A 22,779-nucleotide genomic window follows, 5' to 3' on the forward strand; every position below is an offset into this window, starting at 1 on the left:
CAACAGCCCCGGTCGGTCTCCGATAGCTGGAGGAGCTCTGTCCGATACCTGCAGGAGCCCTAAAGGATCACGTGCGGCAGGAAGCGGGCGTATTCATCCGTGATCAAGCCCGAGCTCTCCCGGATGCCCAGGCCCGCCGACTCGTTCTCCACCACCCACGCGCCGAGGACCACCCGGTTGCCGTCGAAGTCGGGCAGGGGGGCCAGTTGCTGGTAGCAGCACGGTTCGTCGCGGAGGGTGGGAGGGGATCCGGGCTCGTGGATCGTGACGCCGGCGCCCTCTCGGCCCAGGAGGGGCTTGGCGACCCACCCCGTGGTGGTGAGGTCCCGGGGGCCGTCCAGGTAGGCCGGGAGGAGGTTGGGATGGCCGGGGTACAGCTCCCAGAGAACGGCCAGGAGCGCCTTGTTGCTGAGGAGCATCTTCCAGGCCGGCTCGATCCACAGGGTCGTGCCCGTGCCGCCGCCGTTGTCCAGGGTGTCCAGGACGTGGTCGGCGAAGCGGTCGGTGGTGAGCCACTCCCACGGGTAGAGCTTGAAGATGCTGCGGATGAAGCGAAGGCGGTTGTCGACGAAGCGGCCGGAGAGGCGGTCCCAGCCGATCTCCTCCATGGAGATCCAGTCGGTGGCCAGGCCCGCCTGCTCGGCCGTTTCCTTGAGGTAGGCGACCGTCATCATGTCCTCGCCGAGTTCGTCGGCGGAGGAGTACGCGAAGTACAGCGGGCTGCCCGGCGGGAGGAGGGCGGCCTGTTTCCGCCAGGCGTCGATCAGGCGTTCGTGGAGGGAGTTCCACTGGTCGGCGCCGGGGAAGCGGTCCTCCATCCAGAACCACTGGGGGGACGCGGCCTCCACCAGTGAGGTGGGGGTGTCGGCGTTGTACTCCAGGAGCTTGGCCGGGCCGGTGCCGTCGTAGCGGAGGTCGAAACGGCCGTAGACGGAGGGGAGTTCGGCGCGGCGGTGCCAGGACTCGGCGACCGTCCGGGCCAGGCGCGGGTCGGTGATGCCCAGGTCCGCGAAACGGTCCTCCGTGACGATGTGGTCGGCCGCCGCCAGGCACATGCGGTGGAGTTCCTCGACGACCTCCTCCAGGGCCTCGATCTCCGGGAGGGTGAAGACGTAGTAGGCGCTTTCGTCCCAGTAGGGGCGCAGGGTGTCGTCGGGGTAGCGGGTGAGGGGGTAGATCAGGCCCTGTTCCTCGACGGTCTGCTGCCAGCCCGGGCGGGGGGTGATGGTGTGGCGTTCCATGCGTACGGCCCCGGTCAGCCGCCGCCGCTGCCGGAGCCCGAGCAGCCGAAGCCGCCCCGGTCGACGGCCTCGCTGCGGCTGAAGGTGCCGTTGTCGGCGTAGCGGCCGCTGACATCGGCGTCGTAGTACCAGTCGGCGTTCGTGGTGGTGGTCCCGCCGGTCTTCTTGCGGCTCTTGCCGTAGGAGGAGGACGAGGAGCCGGACGTGCAGTTCTTGTCGGCGACGATCTTGTAGCCGTTGATGTAGTCGTAGCTGTCCCGGTCCACGCAGCGGCGGTCCGGCTCGGAGCCGCATGCGGACAGGGCCGCCGCGAGGACCCCCATGCCGCCCAGCACCACCGTGCTCGAGCGCAGTCGCCGCCGTGTCTCAGCCATGCGTGTGTCTCCCCGTGTCCCCGTCGTGTACCGCGTGTTCCTGTCATGCACTGCCGAGCGGTCAGCCTAGAGACCGGTGTGAGCGGGCGCGCACGGCCCCCTGGCTCATGCCCCCTCCCCTACTGTCGTTTTGTGATTTTTGGAATGGTGTGCGCCCTTGGTGCGGCGGTCTGCTTCGGTACGGCGACGGTGTTGCAGGCGATGGCCGCGCGGGCGGTGTCGAGCGGCCCGGGCGGGGACGTGGCGCTGTTGGGGCGGGCGTTGCGGCAGTGGCGGTATCTGGTCGGGCTCGGGATGGACGGGCTCGGCTTCCTGCTCCAGATCGTCGCGCTGCGGTCGGTGCCGATCTACGCCGTGGGGGCGGCCCTGGCCGCGAGTCTCGCCGTGACGGCCGTGGTGGCTGCGCGGCTGCTCAGGGTGCGGCTGAGCCGCCTGGAATGGGCGGCGGTGGGCGTGGTGTGCGCCGGGCTCGCGCTGCTGGGGCTGGCGTCCGGGACGGAGGGCGACGAGGGCGGACCGGTCTGGCTGAAGTGGGCGATGCTCGCGGCGGCGGGCGGGGTGCCGCTGCTCGGGGCGGTGGGAGGGCGGCTGCCGGAGCGGGGGCGGGCGCTCGCGCTCGGGCTGGGTGCCGGGCTGGGGTTCGGGGTGGTGGAGGTGGCGGTGCGGCTGATCGACGGGCTGACGCCTGGTGTGCTCGGGACAAACCCGGCGGTGTACGCGCTGTTGCTCGGCGGCGGGGCAGCGTTCCTGTTGCTGACCTCCGCCCTCCAGCGCGGGTCGGTGACCACCGCGACCGCGGGGCTGGTGCTCGGGGAGACGGTCGGGCCCGCGCTGATCGGCGTGGTGTGGCTCGGGGACCGTACGCGGCCCGGGCTGGGGTGGGCGGCGGTGCTCGGTTTCGCGGTGGCGGTGGCGGGGGCGCTGGCGCTGTCGCGGTTCGGGGAGGCGCCGGTCGAGCGGGAGGAGAGGCCGGAGGTCCGGACGCCCAGGTGATCCTGGGGATTCCCACCTGCTGAAAAGCTTCACGTTCCGGACGATCGGAAAATTGTTTGTTGAATCTTGAACGCGGGTGAACCGCTTTCCGTACGGTATGGCGTGACCAGTAATCCCGTCACGGTCACCGTGGCCTATCGCGTGACGCCGGGCCGTGCGGCCGACTTCCACTCCTGGGGGTGGGCCATGCTGGGCGCGACCGCGCGGCAACCGGGGTTTCTGGGGGGTGGGGTACTTGTCGACGGAGGGGCGGAGTGGCATGTCGTCTATCGCTTCGCCAGCGAGGGTTCGGCCCTGGCCTGGGAGAAATCGCTCTCCCGGGCACAGTGGGACGCCCGGCTGGAAGGGCTCGCCCAGGAGGCGGCGCGCAGGCGGGTGCGGGGCGCCCGGGCCTGGTTCGAGGCGCAGACTCTGACACCCGCGCCACCGGCTCCGCCATCGAAATGGAAACTGTGGTTCGTGAATATGAGCGCGGTTTTCCCGCCGGTGCTCCTGTTCAATCTGACGGTGCTTCCCTATCTCGGTGACTTCAATGCACTGTTCCGCACGCTGTTGTTATGCCTGTGCGTGACGGCCCTTGTCACCTGGATTCTCATGCCGCGGCTGCAGCGTTTCTTCAGGAAATGGCTGTACCCGTCGCTCCAGGCGCTCCGCGGTCGGCACAAACGCCGGGCCATGTAGGCCCGCGAACGAACAGAGGGAGGTGGGCGGGTGAAGACCCTGCTCATCGACAATTACGACTCGTACACGTACAACCTGTTCCAGCTGATCGCCGAGGTCAACGGCGAGGAGCCGGTGGTCGTCCGCAACGACGCCGCCGCCGACGGGGTGCCGGATCTCCGGGAGTTCGACAACCTGGTGGTGTCCCCGGGGCCCGGACACCCCGCGGACGCGCGTGACTTCGGCATCGCGGCCAGGCTGGTCGCGACCTCCCCGGTTCCCGTGCTCGGCGTGTGTCTCGGCCATCAGGGGATCGCGCTCGGGGAGCGGGGGGTGGTGGTGCCCGCGCCGGAGCCGCGGCACGGGCATCTCTCGACGATCCGGCATGACGAGCGCGATCTGTTCGAGGGCCTGCCGCAGAACTTCACCGCCGTCCGCTACCACTCGCTGTCTGTGCGCGAACCGCTGCCGGAGATGCTGGAGGCCACGGCCTGGGCGGAGGACGGTGTCCTGATGGGCCTGCGGCACCGGACGCGGCCGTTGTGGGGCGTGCAGTTCCACCCGGAGTCCGTCCTCACGGAGTTCGGCCACCGGATGCTCGTGAACTTCCGCAACCTGACCGCGAAGCGGGCCGGCAAGCTGCGCACGAAGAACACGGCGGTGCCGTCCCCCGAGGCGGTCCGACGCCGGGTGGCGGTACCCGAGTGCGAGGCGTGGGTATCGCTGTCACCGGTAGGGGACCGCCGGCCTGCGGCTGCGGCTGCGGCCCGGGCGGTGGCGGTCCCGGGGGCCGGAGTGGCCGCGTCCGGCGCCGGGGGCGGGGAGTCGGGCGGGGGTGCGCCGTCCGAAGGGGTTGTGTCGTACTCCGGGGCCGGCCCGTCCGCCTACGCCGCGCCATCCGGAGGGACCGTGTCGGCCTCCGGGACCGTGTCCGCCTCCGGGACCGGTCCGTCCGCAGGGGCCGGTCCGACCGCCGGGGCTGGAACCCCCGTTCCCTCCGGGGCCGGTCCGTCCGCCGGGGCTGGAACACCCGTCCCCTCCGGGGCTGGAACCTTCCTCCCCGCCGGGGCTGGAACACCCGTCCCCTCCGGCGCCGGTGCCCCTCCCGCCGCCACCATCCCCCGGCCCCGCCGGCCTCACCGGGTCGGGTACCGGCTGCACAGTCGGCGGATCGCCGGGGCCGTGGACGTCGAGGCGGCGTTCGGGCGGATGTACGCGGGGGCCCCGCGGGCCTTCTGGCTGGACAGTTCGCTCGTGGAGCCGGGGCGGTCGCGGTTCTCGTTCTTCGGGGACGGCAGCGGGCCGCTCGCCGAGTTCGTGCGGTACGACGTCGAAACCGGGCGCTGCGAGATCGAGCGGGCGGGGCGGCCGGTGAGGAAGGTCGCGGCCAGTGTCTTCGACTACCTCAAGCGGCAGTTGAGCAGCCGCCGCGTGGACGCGACCGGGCTGCCGTTCGACTTCACCGGAGGGTACGTCGGCTACTTCGGCTACGAGGTGAAGGCGGACTGCGGGTCGCCCAACCGGCACCGCTCCCCCGTCCCGGACGCCGCCTGGCTGTTCGCCGACCGGGTGATCGCGGTGGACCACCAGGAGGGCTTCACGTACGCCGTCTGCCTCGCGGAGGACACCCCGCAGGCCGCGCGGGAGGCCCGCCGACTGGCTGGAGAGCGCCCTGGCCGACCTCAGCTGCGTGGCGGCGCGGCGCCCGCCCCTGCCCGTGCCGCCCGCCCCGGCGGACCCCGGCGCCGCCGAGCCGTGGCTGGTGCGCGACCGGGCGACGTATCTCGCGGACATCGAGGCGTGCAAGCGGGAGTTGCGGGCGGGCACCAGTTACGAGGTCTGCCTGACCAACGCCGCCCGGCTGCCCGCTCCGCACGACGCGCTGGAGTTCTACCGGACGCTGCGCCGCGACAACCCGGCCCCGTACGCGGCGTTCCTGAGGTTCGGGGAGCTGGAGGTGGCCGGGTCCTCGCCCGAGCGGTTCCTGCGGATCGGGCGGGACGGCACCGCCGAGGCCAAGCCGATCAAGGGGACCGCGCCGAGGGGTGACGGGCCGGAGGAGGACGCCCGGCTGCGGGACGCGCTGGCGTCGGACGCCAAGACCAGGGCCGAGAACCTGATGATCGTCGATCTGCTCCGCAACGACCTGGGGCGGGTCTGCCGGACGGGCTCGGTGCGGGTCTCCAAGCTCATGGCCACGGAGACGTACGCCACCGTGCACCAGCTCGTCTCGACCGTGCAGGGCAGGCTGCGGGCGGACACGGACGCGGTGGACTGCGTCCGGGCCTGTTTCCCCGGCGGCTCGATGACCGGAGCGCCGAAGCTGCGCACGCTGGAGATCACCGACTCGCTGGAGTCCGAGGCCCGGGGCGTGTACTCGGGCGCCCTCGGTTACTTCGGGTGCGGCGGCGGAGCGGACCTCAGCATCGTCATCCGTACGGCCGTGTTCGCCGACGGCCAGACGCATCTGGGCGCGGGCGGGGCGATCGTCCTCGGCTCCGATCCGGAAGCGGAGTACGAGGAGATGCTGCTGAAGACCGCGGCCCCGATGCGGGCCCTCCACCAGCACACGGCCGACCGGATCCGGCGACAGGACCTGCCGGGTGGACGGGCCGGGGCCGCCGAGGAGGCACGGCGATGACCAGTCCGCAAGCCCTGCTGCACCCCGCCGAGGCCGAGGCGCCCGGGAACCTCGCGGCTCAGCTCGCGGAGCTCGCCGAGCGGCGCGGATGGAGCGGACGGACCGCCTTCCACCAGGGACACCGGGCCTGGACCCACGGCGAGGTGCACGACCTCGCGGCCCGGGCCGCCACCGTGCTCGCCGGGCACGGGGTGCGCCCCGGGGACCGGGTGCTGCTGGCGCTGCCCGACTCCCTCGCCTGGGTGACGGCCTTTCTCGCCACCGCCCGGCTCGGCGCCGTCGCGGTCCCGGTCAACCCCGAACTCCCGGCGTCCGACCACGCGTTCCTGGCCGAGGACACCGGGGCCGTGCTCTGTGTGACGGGGCCGGGCCTGGAGGAGCGGTTCGCCGGACGGGCCCGCCTGGGTGCCGATCAGCTGATGGCGCTCGCCCCCGCCGCCGAGCCCTCACCCGCCCACCGGGCCGACGCGCACACCCCGCTCTACGTCCAGTACACCTCCGGCACCACGGGCCGCCCCAAGGGCGTCGTGCACACGCACGGCGATCCGCGGACGTACCACGACCTCGTCGGCCGGCGGGTGCTGCGGATCACCGCGGAGGACGTCACCCTGTCGGTGTCGAAGCTGTTCTTCGCCTACGGCTTCGGCAACGCCTTCGTCTTCCCGCTGTTCTCCGGCTCGTCCGCGGTGCTGGTGGACCGGCGGCCCACCCCGGCGATCCTCGACGAACTCGTCGCCCGGCACCGGGTGACGCTGCTGTACTCCGTGCCGTCCGCGTACGCCGCCCTGGTGGCCGAGCGGGGCCACGGGCACGAGGGCTGTTTCGCCTCGGTACGGGCCGCGGTGTCGGCCGGCGAGGGGCTGCCCGAGGGGCTCGCCAAGCAGGTGACGGCACTGCTCGGCGCGCCCGTGCTGGAGCAGATCGGCTCCACGGAGGCCGGTCACGCGTTCTGCGCCAACGGTTTCGCCCACAACCACCCGGGGACCGTCGGCCGTCCCGTGCCCGGCTTCGAGGTGGAGCTGCGGGACGGGGACGGCCACCCGGTGCCGGACGGCGAGGAGGGCGAGATGTGGGTGCGCGGACCGACGGTGACGCCCGGCTATCTGAACCGGCCGGAGGAGACCGCCCGGATCCTGGTCGGCGGCTGGCTGGCCACCCGCGACCGGGCGTGCCGCGAACCGGACGGCTCCTTCCGGCATCTGGGGCGGGCCGACGACATGGAGATGGTCGGTGGCATCACCGTCTCGCCGCTGGAGGTGGAGGCCGTGCTGCGCGGCCATCCGGCGGTGCGGGAGGTGGTGGTCGCGGCCGTGCCCGACGGGCGGGGCGCGAGCCGGCTGCGGGCCTTCGTGGTCCCCGCCGCGCCGGTGCGTGACGGCCTGGCGGACGAGCTCATCGGCCTGGCGCGGGAGAGCCTCGCCGCGTTCAAGGTCCCCCGCAGCGTCAGCTTCGTCCCGTCGCTGCCGCGCACCCCGACCGGGAAGCTGCGCCGCCATCTGGTGCGACGGGGCGCCTGGTGAACCCAGTGGAGGGGCGCCTGGTGCACTCCGCGGAAGGGCACCTGGTGAGCCCCCGGAGAGGCGGCCGGTGAACCCCGCAGAGAGGAACGACCGCATGCGAGCATCCCTGTTCACCGACCGCGGCTTCTATCTGGGACCGGTCTTCCGGCGTGCGGCCGACCGGCACGGGGCCGTCTTCGTCACCCTGGACCGGCCGCTGGACGTCGCCCCGGCCCTCGGGGTCGACCTGAGCTACACCGTGCTGGCCGACCTGGTCGAGGACCTGTCCGGCCGGCTGTGGGAGGCCGGGGTGCGGCCCTCGGAGCAGGTCGTCGTGCACAAGGCGGACAACGTCGACATCATGCTGCTGACCTGTGCCGTCTCCCGTATCGGAGCGGTGCCGGTGCTGCTGTCGCCCGCGCTGGCCCCCGCCGTGGCGGGGCAGTTGCTCGAACGGCTGCGCCGGCCCTGGCTGATCACCGACAGCGCCACCCTGGACGGCCTGAAGGAACTCGCCCTGTCCGGGCTCGTGCGGCGGACGCTGTGCGTGGACGACGCGGCCGGGGCGGAGCCCCTGGCGAAGTTCGCCGGCGCGGAGCCGCCCCCGCCGGTCCGGCTGCACCCCCGCGAACCCGCCCTGATCACCCACAGTTCGGGCACGACCGGCGTCCCCAAGCTGGCCGTGCACTGCGCCCACGCCATGTGGAACCGGCTGGTGCCGCAGCAGGCGATGGGCTGGCCCACGCGGGGCGAGCCGGCGGCGCTGCACATGTCGTTCGTGCACTCGCGCTTCTACCATCTGCTCGGCGTCCTGCTGCACTTCGGCAGCCCGCTGGTGCTGATCACCGACCCGGACCCGGCCGCGGTGGGCCCGCTGCTGGTCCGGCACCGGCCCGGCATCGTGGAGACGCACCCCAACACGTTCGTGCTGTGGGAGGAACTGGCCGACGCGCCCGGCGCCCCGCTGTCGCGGGTGCGGGCGTACGGCTCCACGTTCGACGCGATCCATCCGCGCACCGTACGACGGCTGCTGGGCGCCTCACGGCGGCGTACGCCCTGGCTGGTCCAGCTGTACGGGCAGAGCGAGACGGGCCCGGTGGCGTTCCAGGTGGTGACGCGGCGCGGTGCGGCCCGCGCGGACGGCCGCCGGGTCGGGTTCGGGATACCCGGCTTCACCCGGGTCCGGGTCACCGACGCCGGGGGCGGGCGGGTCCCGCCCGGCACCACGGGCCGGATCGAGGCCCGGACCCGGGGCCGGATCCTCACCTACCTCGGCATGCCGGAGCGCTACGACCGTCAGCTCACCGACGGCTGGTGGGAGATGGGCGACATGGGCTACCGGAGCCGGCTGGGCGCGCTGTACCTGATCGACCGTGAGGTGGACCAGATCGACGCCGTGCACAGCAATCTGGAGGTCGAGGACACGCTGATGTCCCGGCTGGAGGAGCTGCGCGAGGTCGTCATCGTGCCCGGCGCGGACCGGGAGCCGGTGCCGGTGGTGTGCGTGCGCGGCGAGCGGTCCCTGGACCCGGAGCGCTGGCGGCGCGCCACGGAGGGGCTGCCGGCGATGGCCGAGCCGCGCCAGTGGCGGTTCGAGGACCTGCCGATGACCGCGACCTGGAAAGTGAAGCGGGTGGAGATCGCCCGGATGCTCGCCGAAGGCGTTCGAGCATGACCCCGGTCTTCGTCGTGGGCGCCGGTCCCGTGGGCCTGTCGGCGGCTCTGGCGCTGCGGGCGCACGGCCTGCCGGCCGTCCTGCTGGAGGCGGAGCCGGAGGACCGGGAACGGCCGGGCAGCAGGGCCCTGTTCGTGCACCGGGAGACCCTCGGCCTGATGGACGCGATGCGGCCCGGCCTCGCCGCCACGATCACCTCGTACGGGCGGACCTGGCACACCAGACGCACCCTCTACCGGGGACGTGAGGTGTACTCCCGCACGTTCCCGCCCCCGTCCGGCCCGCCGCCCTTCACCAGCCTGCGCCAGACGGACACCGAGCGGTTCCTGCGCGCCGCCTGCGCGGAGGCCGGGGTGGAGTTCGTGTGGGGCGCGCGCGTGACGGGCGTGAGCACCAGTGCGACGGAGGTCCGGCTGACCGGTGAGGACGGGCGGGTGTGGACCGGCGCGTTCGCGATCGCCGCCGACGGGGCCCGCTCCACGGTCCGGAGCGAGCTGGGCATCGCCCTGGAGGGCACGCACGGCGAGGGCTTCCACGTCGTCGTGGACGTCGCCGACGTGCCGGGCGCGGAGCTGCCGCTGGAGCGGGTCTTCCACTACGAGCATCCCGGGGTGGGCGGACGCAGTGTGATGCGGGTGCCGTTCGCCGGGGGCTTCCAGGTCGACCTCCAGTGCCGGGACGACGACCGGCAGGAGGAGTTCGGCACCGAGGAGGCCGTACGGCGCTGGCTGCCCTCGGTCGTCGGGGAGGGCTACGGCGAGCGGATCCTGTGGGTGTCGACGTACCGCTTCCTGCGCAAGGTGGCGGCGTCGTTCACCGATCCGCACCGGCGGGTGCTGCTGGCCGGCGAGGCGGCGCATCTCTTTCCACCGTTCGGGGCACGCGGCATGAACAGCGGGATCGCGGACGCGGCGGCCGCCGCCGAGGCGATCGCCGCGGGGACGGGCGAGGCGGTCGCCCACTTCGCCGAGGTGCGGCGGGCGGCGGCCCTGTTCAACAGTGCCGCTGCCGGTGCCGCCCTAGACCATCTGCGGCCGCGCCGCCGGACCGTCCGGGTCCGGCAGCGGGCCGCGGCGGCACTCGCGCCGGTGCTGCCGTGGTGCGGGTCGTGGCTGGAGCACGCGCCGTACGGACCCCGCCACGGGGCACCGGCCGTCGCGGGACGCAAGTATTGAGGAGGGTGTGGGTGACGACACCGGCGGTGGCGGAAGGCCTGTGGACGTGGACGCCCGGCCGTGGCCTGGCCCCGGCCCCGGACCGGGTGGCCGGGGGACGGCTGCTCGTCGCGGACTCGTGGCTGGTGCGCGAGGGCCGGGTGCGGGCCTATGCCCGGCACCGGGCGCGGTTCGCGCGGGCCTGCGCCGAGTGCGGCGGGCCGGAGCCGCGCCGGCTCGCCGCGTTCTGGCAGGACGTGACCGCCGTACTGCCGCGCACGGGCGCCTGGTTCCCGCGGGTGGAACTCGCGGCGGGCTCCCTGGAGTTGCGGCTGCTGCTGCGGCCCGCGCCGCCGCTCGGCACGGAGGTGCGGCTGTGGGCGGCGGGCCAGTCCGATCCGCGGACCGTGCCCCGGCGCAAGGGCCCGGACCTGGACACCCTGGCCCGGGTGCGCCGCCGGGCCTGCGGCGAGGGCGCGGAGGAGGCGGTGCTGATCGCGCCCTCGGGCACGGTGCTGGAGTCGGCCACCGCCAGCGTGCTGTGGTGGGAGGACGACACCCTGTGCCTGCCCCCGCCCCGGCTGCCCGTCCTGCCGGGTGTGACGGCCGGGCTGGTCCAGGAGCGGGCGCTGCGGTCCGGGATCCGGATCGCGCACCGGGAGCGGACCGTGGCCGAGCTGGACGGCCGGGAGGTGTGGCTGGTGAACGCGCTGCACGGGATCCGGCCCGTGACGGGCTGGGTCGGGCGGCCGATGCGCGTGCCTCCGGCTCAGCGGGCCGGGGAATGGCGGAGGTGGCTGGACGGCCTCATGGAGCCGCTGCCGGCCGACTGATCCGAGGAAATGGCGACGCCGGGTCGAATTCGACCCGGCGCGTTTTTCCATGACTGCTTCGATTCGGCTGCTTCAATTCTTTTTTCAGCTCTTCGGTGCCATGCGCGTCGCTATCGCGATCCGGTTGTACGCGTTGATGACGGTGGCCGACCAGATGAGGGCCGCGATCTGGTTCTCGTCGAAGACGCCGGCCGCCTCGGCGTACACCGCGTCCGGGACATGGCCGTCGTGGACGAGCGTCACCGCCTCGGTCAACGCCAGTGCCGCCCGCTCGCGTTCGGTGAAGAAGGGCGTCTCCCGCCAGGCGTTCAGGGCGTAGATGCGCTGCTCGGTCTCACCTTGGCCGCGGGCGTCCCTGGTGTGCATGTCGATGCAGAACGCGCAGCCGTTGATCTGCGAGGCGCGGATCCTGACCAGTTCCAGCAGTTCCGGTTCGATTTTGGCGTCCTGGGCCGCGGAAACGGCGGCGGCGTGCAGGGAGCCCATCACGGCAGAGACGTCGGGCGTTATTTTCTTCAGGGCCACGCGGGACGGGGAAATACTTTCACTCATGGGGTGACCATATCCGCTGAACGGCATTCCCGAGGTAATTCGCGCGATTATCCGGGCAGTACGGCGCACAGCGCGTCCAGCGCCCCCGACCACGCGTGGTCCGGCGGTGTCCCGTAGCCGACGACGAGGGCGTCGGCCGGCTCGGCGAGCGCGGCGGCGTGCCGGTAGCGGGTGAGTCCGTGGACCGCCAGGCCCTGCCAGTGGGCCGCCTGGACCACCGACTGCTCGGTGCCGGGCGGCAGCCGCAGCAGGACATGCAGCCCGGCCGCTATGCCGGTGACGCGGGCCTCGGGGGCCCGGGCCGCGACGGCGTCGACCAGGGCGTCGCGGCGGCGCCGGTAGCGCAGGCGGGTCGCGCGGAGATGGCGGTCGTAGGCCCCGCCGTTGAGGAACTCGGCCAGGGTCAGCTGGTCCAGCACCCCGCAGATGTCGACTCCGCCCTTGGCGGCCGCGGTCTCCTCCGCGAGGCCCGGCGGCAGCACCATCCAGGCCAGCCGCAGCCCGGGGGCCAGGGACTTGCTCGCCGTGCCCAGGTAGACCACCCGGTCGGGGTCCAGGCCCTGGAGCGCGCCCACGGGCTGACGGTCGTAGCGGAACTCGCCGTCGTAGTCGTCCTCCAGGACCAGCCCGCCGGTGCGGCGCGCCCAGTCCACGACGGCCGCGCGGCGGTCGCGGTGCAGGGGGACGCCCATGGGGAACTGGTGGGCGGGGGTGAGGAGGACCGCGTCGGCGGCGGACAGCGCGCTGGGGTCGGTGCCCAGCCGGTCGAAGGGCAGCGGGACCGTGCGCAGACCGGACGCGGCCAGAAGTCTCCAGTGCGCGTCGAGCCCGTACGACTCGACGGCGACCGTCCGTGCCCCACGCGCCCGCAGGACGGTGCCGAGCAGCTTCAGGCCGTGCGCGAACCCGGCGCACACCATGATCCGTTCGGCGTCGGCGCGGACGCCCCGGGCCCGGGAGAGGTAGCCGGCGAGGGCGGCCCGCAGCTCGGGGCTGCCACGGGGGTCGCCGTAGTCCAGCGCTTCGTGGGGGGCGGCGATGAGGGCGCGGCGGGCGGCCTTGAGCCACTCCGCACGCGGGAAGGACGCGAGGTCGGGGCTGCCGGGGCGCAGGTCGTAGGCGGGGCGACTGCGTTCGCGGGCGTGGGGTGCCGTGCCGGCCGGCGGCACCACCGCCCGGTCGGCGACCCGGGTCCCCGAGCCCTGGCGGGCGGTGAGCCAGCCCTCGGCGACCAGGTCGGCGTAGGCGTCGGCGACCGTGTTGCGGGCGATGACCAGGTCGGCGGCGAGCGCGCGGGAGGAGGGCAGCCGGGTGCCGGGGGCCAGCCGACCGGAGCGCACCGCCTCGCGCAGGGCGTCGGTCAGCCCCCGCCGCAGGCCCGGACCGGTCGGCTCCAGGTGCAGGTCGATGCCCAAAGTGGCCCAGTGATCCGCCATGGAAATGGACCATACCCCTGGGCTGCTTTCTTCCTAGGGTCGAGGACATGACGACGCACAGCGATGACACGACCGACACGACGACCGTGGAGTACGCCCCCGAGCAGCCCGCCCGCCTGGACTGGGCCAAGCACGCGCCCGAGGTCTACAAGGCGATGGTCCGGCTGGAGATCGCCGCCCGGCAGGGCCTCGACCACAAGCTCTACGAGCTGGTGAAGATCCGCGCCTCCCAGATCAACCGCTGCGCCTTCTGCATCGACATGCACACCAAGGACACCCTCGCGGCGGGCGAGAGCGTCGAGCGGATCCTCCAGCTCAGCGCCTGGGACGAGTCGCGGCACTTCTACACCCCGAAGGAGCTCGCGGCCCTGGAGCTGACGGAGGCCGTGACGGTCCTGACGGACGGTTTCGTGCCGGACGAGGTGTACGAGAACGCCGCGAAGCACTTCGAGGAGGCCGAGCTGGCGCAGCTGATCGCCGCGATCACGACGATCAACGCCTGGAACCGGTTCGGGGTGACCTGCCGGATGACGCCGGGGCACTACCAGCCGGGGCAGTACAAGTGACGGCTCGGACACGGCTGCCGGACCCTGCGGTCGGCGCTGATCAGGCTCACTCCTGCTCAGCCTTCAGGAACGGTGACACGCCATGAACAAGGCCGAGATGTTCCGCGAACTGCACCACCACCGCGCGCCCGGCGATCCCCTCGTCCTGCCCGGCCCCTGGGACGCGGCCAGTGCCCGGGTGTTCGCCGAGGCCGGGTTCCCGGCGCTCGCCACGCCCAGTGCCGGGGTCGCCGCCTGCCTCGGCTACGAGGACGGGCAGGTCCCCGCCGACGAGATGTTCGCGGCCGTCGCCCGGATCGTCCGGGCCGTCGACGTGCCGGTGTCGGCGGACGTGGAGGGCGGGTACGGGCTCGCGCCGAAGGAGCTCGTGGAGCGGCTGCTGGAGGCGGGGGCGGTGGGCTGCAACCTGGAGGACTCCGAGGGCAGGGTGCTCAAGGATCCCCGTGCGCACGCCGACTGGCTGGCCGAGGTACGGGAGGCGGCCGGCGACCGGCTCTTCGTCAACGCGCGCGTGGACACCTTCGCCCGCGGGGTCGCCGACCCCGAACAGGCCGTAGAACGGGCCGGGTTGTACGTCGCCGCGGGCGCCGACTGCGTCTATCCCATCGGGGCCCCGCCGGAGGTGCTGCCGCTGCTGCGGGCCGGCATCCAGGGGCCGATCAACGTGGGTGCCCCGACCGAGGGTGGCCCCTCGCCCGCCGAACTCGGCGCGCTAGGGGCCACCCGGATCACCTTCGGGCCGGGGCTCCAGCGGCGGGCCGCCCGCGCGCTGCGGGAGATCGCCGCCGGGCTGCGACCGTAGGAGTGCTCAGGACAGCCACTTCTTCCATGTGGATTTGTGGCTGTCCACCCACTTCTTCGCCGCGTCCTCCGGCGTCATCTTCTTGTCGGCGATCATCAGGGAGACCTCGTTCTGGTCCTCGGTCGTCCACTTGAACTTCTTCATGAAGGCCGCCGCCTTGCCGCCGTTCTTCGCGAAGCCCGAGTTCAGGTACTTCTGCAGCGGCGTGTGCGGATAGGCGCAGGCGACCTTCTCCGGGTCGGCGTCGCAGCCCTCCTTGTACGGCGGCAGCTTCACCTCGGTCATCGGGACCTTCTTGAAGAGCCACTGCGGCGAGTACCAGTAGGTGAGGAAGGGCTTCTTCTCCTTGGCGAACTGCCGCATCTGGGTGATCTGCGCGGCCTCGGACCCGGCGAACACCACCTGGTAGTCCAGCTTCAGGTTCTTCACCAGCGCCTTGTCGTTGGTGACGTAGGACGGCGAACCGTCCATCAGCTGGCCCTTGTCGCCGCTCTCCGGGGTGCGGAACAGGTGGGAGTACTTGTTGAGGTTCTTCCAGTTGGTGATGTCCGGGTGCTGCTTGGCGAGATACGTCGGGACGAACCAGCCGATGTGGCCGGTGACGCCGAGCTCACCGCCGGGGGTGATCGTCTTCTTGTCCTTGACGTACCGCTGCTCCTGCTCGGGGTGGCCCCAGTCCTCCAGGATCGCGTCGACGCGGCCCTGGCTGAGGGCGTCCCAGGCGGGCACCTCGTCGACCTGGACGGTGTCGACGCGGTAGCCGAGCTCGTGCTCCAGGATGTACTGGGCGACGGCCACGTTGGCCTGGGCGCCCACCCAGGACTGCACGGACATGGTCACGGTCTTGGCGCCCTGTGCGTTGGCGAAGGGCGAGGCCTGCTTGGTCATGTCGGCGGCACCGCAGCCGGTGAGCAGCGCCAGGGAGCTCACCGCGGCGACCGCGGCGGAGGTACGGAATCGCATGTCACGCTCCCTTCTTCGCGCGGCGTTCGGTGGGCTGGGTCACCCGGTCGAGCATCAGGCCGAGGCAGACGATCGCCGCGCCGGCCACCAGACCGGTCGCCAGGTCGCCCTGGGCGAGGCCGAAGACGACGTCGTAGCCGAGTGCGCCACCGCCGACCAGGCCGCCGATGACGACGACGGCGAGGACCAGGACGAGGCCCTGGTTGACGGCGAGCAGCAGGGCCGGGCGGGCCAGCGGGAGCTGGACCTGCTTCAGCTGCTGCCAGCTGGTCGCGCCGAGCGAGCCGGAGGCCTCCAGGGCGGCCGCGTCGACCTGGCGCAGGCCCTGGGTGGTGATGCGGACGACGGCCGGGAGCGCGTACACGATCGCGGCGGCGACGGCCGGGGCGCGGCCGACGCCGAACAGGGCGACGACCGGGATCAGGTAGACGAACTGCGGCATCGTCTGGAAGACGTCCAGGACCGGGCGCAGCAGGCGCTCCAGGCGGTCGCTGCGGGCCGCCGCGATGCCGGTGGCGAAGCCCACGACGAGGGTGACGGCGACGGCCGCCAGGACCTGCGACAGGGTGTCGAGGGACGGCTTCCAGACGCCGAGCCCGCCGATCGCGGCCATGGCGAGGACGGCGGTCAGCGCGGTGCGCCAGGTGCCGATCACCCAGGCCAGGGCGGCGACGATCAGCAGGACCGACCACCAGGGCAGCCCCTGCAGGCCGTCTCGCATCGGGTCGAGGACCCAGGTGGTGAAGTGGCCGGCCCAGTCGGCGGTGCCGCCGATCACGGGGACGCCCGAGTAGAGGTGCGCGGTCATCCAGTCGACCACGCGGTTGACGGGCTCGGCGATGCCGACGACCCAGGAGTCGGGCCAGTCGAGCCGGCCCGCGAGACGCCCGGCGACCGCCACGGCGACGACACCGGCCAGGGCGAGGAGCCAGCCGAGCCCGCGCCGGGGCTCCGGTTCGGCGCCGAGCCGCTCCCCCGCCGCGCCCGTGACGCGGTCCAGGACGACGGCCAGCAGCACGATCGGGATGCCGGCGGCGAGCGCGGCGCCCACGTCGACCGAGGCCAGCGCCTGGTAGACGCGGTCACCGAGACCGCCCGCGCCGATGACGGCCGCGATGACGGCCATGGACAGCGCCATCATGATCGTCTGGTTGACGCCGAGGAGGAGTTCCTTGCGGGCCAGCGGGAGACGGGCGGTCAGCAGCCGCTGGCGTGCCGTGGAGCCGAGTGACTGGACGGCCTCCAGCACCTCCTTGTCGGCGCCGCGCAGCCCGAGCGAGGTCAGCCGGGCCATGGGCGGGGCGGCGTAGATGACGGTGGCCAGGACGGCCGCCGGGACGCCGATACCGAAGATCAGCACGACCGGCAGCAGGTAGGCGAAGGCCGGGAGGACCTGCATGGTGTCCAGGACAGGGCGCAGGACGCGGTCCATCCGGTCGGACAGCCCGGCGGCGAGCCCGAGCAGCAGGCCCACCACGACGGACGCGACGACCGCGACGACCATCAGGGCGAGCGTCTGCATGGTCGGCACCCACATGCCGAGCAGGCCGCAGGCCAGGAACGCGGTGCCCGTGCCGAGGGCGAGCCGGATGCCCGCGACGCGCCAGGCGACCAGCGCGCCCAGGGCCGTGACGCCCGCCCAGCCGATGGCGAGGAGGGTGAGGTAGACGGCCCGTACGGCGATGACGACGACGTTGCTGACGTGGCCGAGGAAGTACAGGAACAGCGGGTGGCTGTCGCGGTTGTCGATGATCCAGTCGCTGGCCTTGGCGAGCGGCTCGGAGAAGTCGACGGTCAGGGCGCTCGGCCAGGTGCCGCTCGCCCAGCGGGCGTCCGCCAGCGGGACGAGGATCGCGGCCGCGAGGGCCAGGAAGAGAAGCTTGCGGACAGCCGGGCGCTTGAGGACGCCGGGCAGGCCGATACGCGGCGGGGATGCGGTGATCGTCGCCATCACACCGCCTCCTTGGACTGCTCGGTCCCCGGCGGGGCGGGCTGCTCCGTGCCGGCGACGACGCCGAGCAGGGTGTCGGAGTCGACCACGCCCACGCAGCGGCCCTTGTCCATGACCCGGGCCGGTGCACCGGCGCGGGCGACCGCCTCGATCGCCTCGGAGACCGTCGCCTCCGGCCGGACCGCCGGCCCGCTGCCGTCCTGGTCCGCGGAAGGGCGGCGCATGGCCGTACGGACCGTCATGACCTGCTCACGCGGGACGTCCCGGACGAACTCGCGAACGTAGTCGTCGGCGGGCGAGCCGACGATCTCCTCGGGCGTGCCGAGCTGCACGACCTGCCCGTCGCGCATCAGGGCGATGCGGTCGCCCAGCTTCAGGGCCTCCTGGAGGTCGTGGGTGATGAAGACCATCGTGCGGCCCTCCTCGTGATGCAGCCGGACCACCTCTTCCTGCATCTCACGCCGGATGAGGGGGTCGAGCGCGCTGAACGGCTCGTCGAACAGCAGGACTTCGGGGTCGACGGCGAGGGCGCGGGCGAGGCCGACGCGCTGCCGCTGGCCGCCGGAGAGCTGGCCTGGGCGGCGCTGCTCCATGCCCTCCAGGCCGACCTTGGCGACGACCTCGGCGGCCCGCTCACGCCGCTCGGCCTTGCCCATGCCCTGGATCTCCAGGCCGTAGGCGACGTTGTCGAGGACCGTGCGGTGCGGCAGCAGGCCGAAGTGCTGGAAGACCATGGCGGCGCGGTGGCGGCGCAGTTCGCGCAGCCGGGAGCGGTCCATGGCGCGGACGTCCTCGCCGTCGATGGCGATGGTGCCGGTGGTCGGCTCGATCAGCCGGGTCAGACAGCGCACCAGCGTGGACTTGCCGGAGCCGGACAGGCCCATGACGACGAAGACCTCACCCTTGCGCACGTCGAAGCTGACGTCCCGGACGGCGGCCGTGCAGCCGGTGCGGGCGCGCAGCTCGGCGGGGTCGAGGGCGGTGAGCTCGGGGTCGCCCGGAACGCGGTCGGCCTTGGGGCCGAACACCTTCCACAGGCCCTCCACCGAAAAGACGGGGGTCGTGTCCATGGTCTGCTCCGTGGGGGGTTCGAGGGTCGCGGTCACTTGGCACCACCACCGATCAGCTCGGCGGCCTTCTCCCCGACCATGAGCACGCCGATCATCGGGTTGACGGTGGTCATGGTGGGGAACACGGAGGCATCGGCGATGCGGATGCCCTCCAGGCCGCGGATGCGCAGCTCGGGGTCGACGACGGCCAGTTGGTCGTCGGCGGCGCCCATCTTGCAGGTGCCGGCGGGGTGGTAGACGGTGTGGGCGACCTTGCGGGCGTACTCGCCGAGCTCCTCGTCACCGGTGACGTCCGGGCCGGGGGCCACCTCGCGCTTGAGCCAGCCGGCCAGCGGTTCGGTCTTGGCGATCTCGCGGGCGATCTTGATGCCGTCGACGAGGGTGCGGCCGTCGTAGTCGTCCTCGTCGGTGAAGTAGCGGAAGTCCAGGGCGGGCTTGACCTCGGGGTCGGCGCTGGTGAGGTACAGCCGGCCGCGGCTCTTGGGCTTGGGGATGTTCGGGGTCATCGAGACGCCGAACTCCGGCCGCTGGTAGCCCAGTCGCTCCGGGTTGTCCGTGAACGGGATCTGATAGAAGTGGAACATCAGGTCGGGGTGCGGCAGTTCGGGGTCGCGGCGCACGAACAGGCCCGCGTCCGAGTCCATCGCCGAGTTCTCCGGGATGGGGCCGTTGGTCTCCCAGACGATGACCGACTCGGGGTGGTCGAGCAGGTTCTCGCCGACGCCCGGCAGGTCGTGCGCGACGGGGATGCCGAGCTTCTCCAGATCCGCCTTCGGGCCGATGCCGGAGTGCATCAGCAGCCGGGGCGAGTCGACGGCGCCGGCGCACAGCAGGACCTCGCCCCGGGCCTTGACGAGGATCTCCTCGCCGTCCTTGGTGCGCACGTGCACGCCCGTGGCGCGGTTGCCCTCCAGCTCCAGCTTGTACGCCCAGGTCTCCAGCAGGATCGTCAGGTTGGGGCGCTCGTCCATCACCGGGTGCAGATACGCCACCGACGCCGAGGACCGCTTGTTGTTCTCGGGGTGGTAGGCGAGGTCGAAGAAGCCGACGCCCTCGGTGAACGGCTTCTGGTTGAAGCCCTCGACGCGCGGGACGCCGAGCGCCTCCTGGGCGGCGTCGACGAAGTCGCGGGCGATGGCGTTCCGGTCCTGCTCGTCGACCGGGACGATGTTGTTGAGCAGGCGCGCGAAGTACGCCTCCATCTGCACCGCGCCCCAGCCCTTGGCGCCGGCGGCCTCCCACTCGTCCCAGTCGGCGGGCAGCGGCTTGAACGCGATCAGTGTGTTGTGCGAGGAGCAGCCGCCGAGGACCCGGGCCCGGCTGTGCCGGATGTGCGAGTTTCCGCGTGGCTGCTCGGTGGTGGGGTAGTCGTAGTCGAGTTCGCCGCCCAGCAGGCCCATCCAGCGGCGCAGGGTCAGCACGTCGTCGCGGCCGACGTCGCTGGGGCCGCCCTCGATGACGGCGACGGAGACGTCGGGGTTCTCCGTCAGGCGGGAGGCAATGACGGAACCGGCTGTTCCGCCGCCTATCACGACATAGTCGTACTCATGGTTGTGGGACATGGCGTGCTTGCTCCAGAGGGGATGAACCAGAGGGGACGAAGGGATCGGGCTCGGAGGGAGGAGGGCCCTGGGCGGGGAGGTCAGCCCGCGAACCAGCGCACCGGCTTCGGCGCGAGGTTCTGGTAGACGTGCTTGGTCTCGCGGTACTCGGCGAGGCCGGCCGGGCCGAGTTCGCGGCCCACTCCGCTCTTGCCGAAACCGCCCCATTCCGCCTGCGGCAGGTAGGGGTGGAAGTCGTTGATCCAGATCGTGCCGTGCCGCAGCCGGCCGGCCACGCGCCGGGCGCGGCCCGCGTCGGTGGTCCAGACGCCGCCCGCGAGGCCGTACTCGGTGTCGTTGGCGAGGGCGACGGCCTCGTCCTCGGTACGGAAGGTCTCGACGGTGAGGACCGGCCCGAAGACCTCCTCCCGTACGACGCGCATCTCACGGTGGCAGTGGTCGAGGACGGTCGGCTCGTAGAAGTAGCCGCTCTCCGGGCGCTCGGGGGACGGCTCGGGGCGCTTGCCGCCGGAGCGCAGCACCGCGCCCTCCTTCAGGGCGGACTCGACGTACATCTCGACCTTGGCGCGCTGCTGCTCGGAGACCAGCGGGCCGCACTCGACGCCGTCCTCGGTGCCGCGGCCGAGGCGGATCTTCTCGGCCCTGCGGGCGAGTTCGGTGATGAAACGATCCCGCACGGACTCCTCGATGATGAGGCGGGCGCCGGCCGAGCAGACCTGGCCGCTGTGGATGAAGGCGGCGTTGAGGGCCTGGTCGACGGCGGTGTCGAAGTCCTCGTCGGTGGCACAGGCGTCGGCGAAGACCACGTTGGGGTTCTTGCCGCCGAGTTCGAGGGCGACCTTCTTCACGGTCGGCGCGGCGGCCTGGGCCACCTTGGTGCCGCTGATCAGGCCGCCGGTGAAGGAGACCAGGTCGACGTCGGGGTGCTCGGAGAGCCGGGCGCCGACCGAATGGCCCGGCCCGGTGACGATGTTGGCGACCCCGGCGGGCAGGCCGGCCTCGACGAGCAGCTCGATCAGCGCGATGGTCGTCATCGGGGTGATCTCGCTCGGCTTGACGACGAAGGTGTTGCCGGCGGCCAGGGCCGGGGCGATCTTCCAGCTGGCCTGGAGCAGCGGGTAGTTCCAGGGCGTGATCATCGAGCAGACGCCGATGGGCTCGTGCACGACGACGCTGTGGATGTCGGGCGAGCCGGCGTCCACGACCCGGCCGGGCGACTCGCCGGCGACCAGGTCGGCGAAGTACCGGAAGGCGTCGGCGACGCAGTCGATGTCGACGCGCCCTTCCTCGACGGTCTTGCCGGCGTCGCGGCTCTCCAGCAGCCCGAGCTGCTCGCGGTCGCGCACGAGCAGGTCGGCGACCCGCCGCAGCAGCGCGGCCCGCTCCCCGACGGGCGTCCGCGGCCACTCCCCCTCGTCGAAGGCGCGCCGGGCGGCGGCGATCGCCAGATCGGTGTCCTTCTCGTCACCCTCCGCGACCACGGCGAACGGCAGGGCGTCCGCGGGGTCGAGGATCTCGCGCGTGGCGCCGGAGACGGCCGCACGCCATTCCCCTCCCGCGTGGATGGTTTTACGCGCCTGAAGTTCGGTACTTTCCGCCATGATCGGTGTTTGCCCTTCCGTTCCTGTTCAGCGCCCCCGTGTCACAGATGTGTCACGCAGGAGACCGAGTTCGCCTGCCCGGGGCGCCCGGTTGCATGCGCAATCCATGGCTGAAAGTGCGCTGCATCACTGAAGATGTGGACAAACCTGGACGTATCTCACAGGTTCAGCCCAGGACGGCGTCCGTCCCCGTCCCCGTCCCCGTCCCGCAGGTCGTGTTCGGCGGGCAGAAGTGGGCGAGCGCAATGTCGAGCAGCTGTTCTTCGTCGTCGCGGCCGTCCGCGTCGGGGCCGTAGGCGGCGATGGCGTACACCTTGCCGTCCGGGGCCACGAAGCGTTCGTCGAGGATGTGCCAGGTGCCGACCTCGGGCTCGCCGCCGATGGAGTCGGCGAGGTATTCGAGCCGGGCGGCGGTGAACCCGCCGTCGTTCATGTGGTTCAGGTCGAGCTTCCGGAAACCCTCGGCCTTGGGGGTTTTATCGGAGAGGAACAACTCGAAGGACTCGTCGGGGGAAGCTTCCGCCACCTCGAACACCTGCAGTCGCCGTTCGCCGTCGGAGCTGCGGTAGTTGACCACGTCCATGCCGTGCTGGGAGGCCACCGCTTTCCGCGTCCAGCCCACGGGCCGGGCGATGGTGAAGCCCTCGGCGTCCTCGTAGAGCTCGTAGTCGGCGGGGAGTTCGGTGGCCGGGTCGGACGGCGAGGCCGTCTCCTCGGTGGTCGGCTCGGGCCCCTCGGTGGTGGATGTCGAGCTGCCGGTGGTCGGGGACGCGCTCGCCGCCTTGTCGTCGCGGTCGTCCGTGCCGTCGCCGCCGGCCGGCAGGGTCAGCACCAGCGCCACGGCGACTCCGACCGCGGCGGCGCCGCCCAGCACGGACCACACGAGCCGGCGGCTGTGTCCGCGTGTGACGGCCGCCGGTGGGGGTGCCGTCGGGTCCGCGGGCGGCCAGGCGCCGCCGGACGGCGGATCCTGGGGCAGCTCGGACGTGGACCAGGAGCCGCCGGACGGCGGATCCTGCGGCAGCTCGGACGTGGACCAGGCGCCGTTTTCGGGCTGATCAGCCGTGTGCGGTGCAAGGGGCGTGAAGTCCGGGCGCGGCGGGGGCGGCGGGGTGACCTGAGCCGCCCCTTCCGTGCCGTCCTCCCAGCGCTGCGTCTCCTCGTTCCAGTACCGCTGTCCCCCGCTCATAAGGTTCCTCTCACCTC

At 72.5% G+C, this 22,779-nt stretch carries 19 protein-coding genes and 1 pseudogene; 10 read left to right on the forward strand and 10 right to left on the reverse strand.

Annotated features, from left to right (window positions below; translation table 11 throughout):
* Positions 1-59 precede the first annotated feature (59 nt).
* Positions 60-1,241 (reverse strand): glutathionylspermidine synthase family protein, encoded by a 1,182-nt coding sequence (locus tag ACIBL4_RS07400; protein WP_399407388.1) that lies wholly within the window; start codon positions 1,239-1,241, stop codon positions 60-62.
* Positions 1,242-1,255: 14 nt separating this feature from the next.
* Positions 1,256-1,615 carry a hypothetical protein gene (locus ACIBL4_RS07405; RefSeq protein ID WP_399407390.1) on the reverse strand — a complete coding sequence of 120 codons (360 nt, stop codon included), beginning with the start codon at positions 1,613-1,615 and terminating at the stop codon, positions 1,256-1,258.
* A 144-nt stretch (positions 1,616-1,759) separates the two neighbouring features.
* Between ACIBL4_RS07405 and ACIBL4_RS07410 the strand changes: the two genes are divergently transcribed.
* From ACIBL4_RS07410 to ACIBL4_RS07445, 8 genes and pseudogenes are all read left to right on the forward strand, one after another.
* Positions 1,760-2,608, forward strand: a complete 849-nt coding sequence (locus ACIBL4_RS07410) for a DMT family transporter (RefSeq protein ID WP_399407392.1) — start codon at positions 1,760-1,762, stop codon at positions 2,606-2,608.
* A gap of 102 nt (positions 2,609-2,710) precedes the next feature.
* A complete protein-coding gene (locus ACIBL4_RS07415) occupies positions 2,711-3,289 on the forward strand; it encodes an antibiotic biosynthesis monooxygenase (RefSeq protein ID WP_399407394.1) in 579 nt (192 codons plus the stop codon).
* A 30-nt stretch (positions 3,290-3,319) separates the two neighbouring features.
* A pseudogene (locus ACIBL4_RS07420) lies at positions 3,320-4,804 on the forward strand (gamma-glutamyl-gamma-aminobutyrate hydrolase family protein); the annotation flags it as partial.
* Between the two features lie 226 nt (positions 4,805-5,030).
* Positions 5,031-5,909, forward strand: coding sequence for an aminodeoxychorismate synthase component I (gene pabB, locus ACIBL4_RS07425; protein ID WP_399407396.1), 879 nt, complete (start codon positions 5,031-5,033; stop codon positions 5,907-5,909).
* A complete protein-coding gene (locus ACIBL4_RS07430; protein ID WP_399407398.1) occupies positions 5,906-7,429 on the forward strand; it encodes an AMP-binding protein in 1,524 nt (507 codons plus the stop codon). Before pabB ends, ACIBL4_RS07430 begins: the two co-directional genes overlap by 4 nt.
* Before the next feature lie 94 nt (positions 7,430-7,523).
* Positions 7,524-9,083, forward strand: coding sequence for a class I adenylate-forming enzyme family protein (locus tag ACIBL4_RS07435; protein WP_399407400.1), 1,560 nt, complete (start codon positions 7,524-7,526; stop codon positions 9,081-9,083).
* Complete coding sequence (locus tag ACIBL4_RS07440; protein WP_399407402.1) at positions 9,080-10,258, forward strand: FAD-dependent monooxygenase; 1,179 nt, start codon at positions 9,080-9,082, stop codon at positions 10,256-10,258. Before ACIBL4_RS07435 ends, ACIBL4_RS07440 begins: the two co-directional genes overlap by 4 nt.
* 11 nt (positions 10,259-10,269) lie before the next feature.
* Entirely contained in the window at positions 10,270-11,070 is an 801-nt protein-coding gene (locus tag ACIBL4_RS07445) for an aminotransferase class IV (protein WP_399407404.1), read from the forward strand.
* 84 nt (positions 11,071-11,154) lie between these two features.
* On the opposite strand, the gene ACIBL4_RS07450 is transcribed toward ACIBL4_RS07445, so the two are convergent.
* Positions 11,155-11,622 (reverse strand): carboxymuconolactone decarboxylase family protein, encoded by a 468-nt coding sequence (locus ACIBL4_RS07450; protein ID WP_399407406.1) that lies wholly within the window; start codon positions 11,620-11,622, stop codon positions 11,155-11,157.
* Positions 11,623-11,669: 47 nt separating this feature from the next.
* On the reverse strand, positions 11,670-13,058 hold the full coding sequence (locus tag ACIBL4_RS07455) for a PLP-dependent aminotransferase family protein (protein ID WP_399407408.1): 1,389 nt from the start codon (positions 13,056-13,058) through the stop codon (positions 11,670-11,672).
* A gap of 47 nt (positions 13,059-13,105) precedes the next feature.
* Here ACIBL4_RS07455 and ACIBL4_RS07460 point away from each other — a divergent pair, with 47 nt between their 5' ends.
* Positions 13,106-13,624: a carboxymuconolactone decarboxylase family protein gene (locus ACIBL4_RS07460; RefSeq protein WP_399407410.1), complete on the forward strand. Its 519-nt coding sequence runs from the start codon at positions 13,106-13,108 to the stop codon at positions 13,622-13,624.
* An 82-nt stretch (positions 13,625-13,706) separates the two neighbouring features.
* Positions 13,707-14,426 carry an isocitrate lyase/phosphoenolpyruvate mutase family protein gene (locus tag ACIBL4_RS07465; protein WP_399407412.1) on the forward strand — a complete coding sequence of 240 codons (720 nt, stop codon included), beginning with the start codon at positions 13,707-13,709 and terminating at the stop codon, positions 14,424-14,426.
* Positions 14,427-14,432: 6 nt separating this feature from the next.
* Here ACIBL4_RS07465 and ACIBL4_RS07470 read toward each other — a convergent pair whose 3' ends face one another.
* The 6 genes from ACIBL4_RS07470 to ACIBL4_RS07495 all read right to left on the reverse strand — a co-directional run bounded on the left by ACIBL4_RS07470 (position 14,433) and on the right by ACIBL4_RS07495 (position 22,762).
* Positions 14,433-15,389, reverse strand: a complete 957-nt coding sequence (locus ACIBL4_RS07470) for an ABC transporter substrate-binding protein (RefSeq protein WP_399407414.1) — start codon at positions 15,387-15,389, stop codon at positions 14,433-14,435.
* Position 15,390: 1 nt separating this feature from the next.
* A complete protein-coding gene (locus tag ACIBL4_RS07475; protein WP_399407416.1) occupies positions 15,391-17,340 on the reverse strand; it encodes an ABC transporter permease in 1,950 nt (649 codons plus the stop codon).
* Positions 17,340-18,410 carry a glycine betaine/L-proline ABC transporter ATP-binding protein gene (locus ACIBL4_RS07480; protein WP_399407418.1) on the reverse strand — a complete coding sequence of 357 codons (1,071 nt, stop codon included), beginning with the start codon at positions 18,408-18,410 and terminating at the stop codon, positions 17,340-17,342. The genes ACIBL4_RS07475 and ACIBL4_RS07480 overlap by 1 nt, the downstream gene beginning before the upstream one ends.
* A gap of 32 nt (positions 18,411-18,442) precedes the next feature.
* On the reverse strand, positions 18,443-19,972 hold the full coding sequence (locus ACIBL4_RS07485) for a GMC family oxidoreductase (RefSeq protein WP_399407420.1): 1,530 nt from the start codon (positions 19,970-19,972) through the stop codon (positions 18,443-18,445).
* A gap of 80 nt (positions 19,973-20,052) precedes the next feature.
* On the reverse strand, positions 20,053-21,573 hold the full coding sequence (locus tag ACIBL4_RS07490; protein WP_399407422.1) for an aldehyde dehydrogenase family protein: 1,521 nt from the start codon (positions 21,571-21,573) through the stop codon (positions 20,053-20,055).
* A 166-nt stretch (positions 21,574-21,739) separates the two neighbouring features.
* Entirely contained in the window at positions 21,740-22,762 is a 1,023-nt protein-coding gene (locus ACIBL4_RS07495) for a hypothetical protein (RefSeq protein ID WP_399407424.1), read from the reverse strand.
* Between the last annotated feature and the right edge of the window lie 17 nt (positions 22,763-22,779).

Origin of the sequence: Streptomyces sp. NPDC050416, from assembly GCF_044458845.1 — a bacterium.
Classification (GTDB): Bacteria; Actinomycetota; Actinomycetes; order Streptomycetales; family Streptomycetaceae; genus Streptomyces.

Excerpts from the sequence above, each read along its gene's own strand:
- ACIBL4_RS07410 (WP_399407392.1), top strand. The coding sequence starts at position 1,760 with ATGGTGTGCGCCCTTGGTGCGGCGGTCTGCTTCGGTACGGCGACGGTG.
- ACIBL4_RS07465 (WP_399407412.1), top strand. The coding sequence starts at position 13,707 with ATGAACAAGGCCGAGATGTTCCGCGAACTGCACCACCACCGCGCGCCC.
- ACIBL4_RS07450 (WP_399407406.1), bottom strand. The coding sequence starts at position 11,622 with ATGAGTGAAAGTATTTCCCCGTCCCGCGTGGCCCTGAAGAAAATAACG.
- ACIBL4_RS07485 (WP_399407420.1), bottom strand. The coding sequence starts at position 19,972 with ATGTCCCACAACCATGAGTACGACTATGTCGTGATAGGCGGCGGAACA.
- ACIBL4_RS07475 (WP_399407416.1), bottom strand. The coding sequence starts at position 17,340 with ATGGCGACGATCACCGCATCCCCGCCGCGTATCGGCCTGCCCGGCGTC.
- ACIBL4_RS07440 (WP_399407402.1), top strand. The coding sequence starts at position 9,080 with ATGACCCCGGTCTTCGTCGTGGGCGCCGGTCCCGTGGGCCTGTCGGCG.
- ACIBL4_RS07455 (WP_399407408.1), bottom strand. The coding sequence starts at position 13,058 with ATGGCGGATCACTGGGCCACTTTGGGCATCGACCTGCACCTGGAGCCG.
- ACIBL4_RS07495 (WP_399407424.1), bottom strand. The coding sequence starts at position 22,762 with ATGAGCGGGGGACAGCGGTACTGGAACGAGGAGACGCAGCGCTGGGAG.
- ACIBL4_RS07470 (WP_399407414.1), bottom strand. The coding sequence starts at position 15,389 with ATGCGATTCCGTACCTCCGCCGCGGTCGCCGCGGTGAGCTCCCTGGCG.
- ACIBL4_RS07490 (WP_399407422.1), bottom strand. The coding sequence starts at position 21,573 with ATGGCGGAAAGTACCGAACTTCAGGCGCGTAAAACCATCCACGCGGGA.
- ACIBL4_RS07435 (WP_399407400.1), top strand. The coding sequence starts at position 7,524 with ATGCGAGCATCCCTGTTCACCGACCGCGGCTTCTATCTGGGACCGGTC.
- ACIBL4_RS07430 (WP_399407398.1), top strand. The coding sequence starts at position 5,906 with ATGACCAGTCCGCAAGCCCTGCTGCACCCCGCCGAGGCCGAGGCGCCC.
- ACIBL4_RS07400 (WP_399407388.1), bottom strand. The coding sequence starts at position 1,241 with ATGGAACGCCACACCATCACCCCCCGCCCGGGCTGGCAGCAGACCGTC.
- ACIBL4_RS07405 (WP_399407390.1), bottom strand. The coding sequence starts at position 1,615 with ATGGCTGAGACACGGCGGCGACTGCGCTCGAGCACGGTGGTGCTGGGC.
- ACIBL4_RS07460 (WP_399407410.1), top strand. The coding sequence starts at position 13,106 with ATGACGACGCACAGCGATGACACGACCGACACGACGACCGTGGAGTAC.
- ACIBL4_RS07480 (WP_399407418.1), bottom strand. The coding sequence starts at position 18,410 with ATGGACACGACCCCCGTCTTTTCGGTGGAGGGCCTGTGGAAGGTGTTC.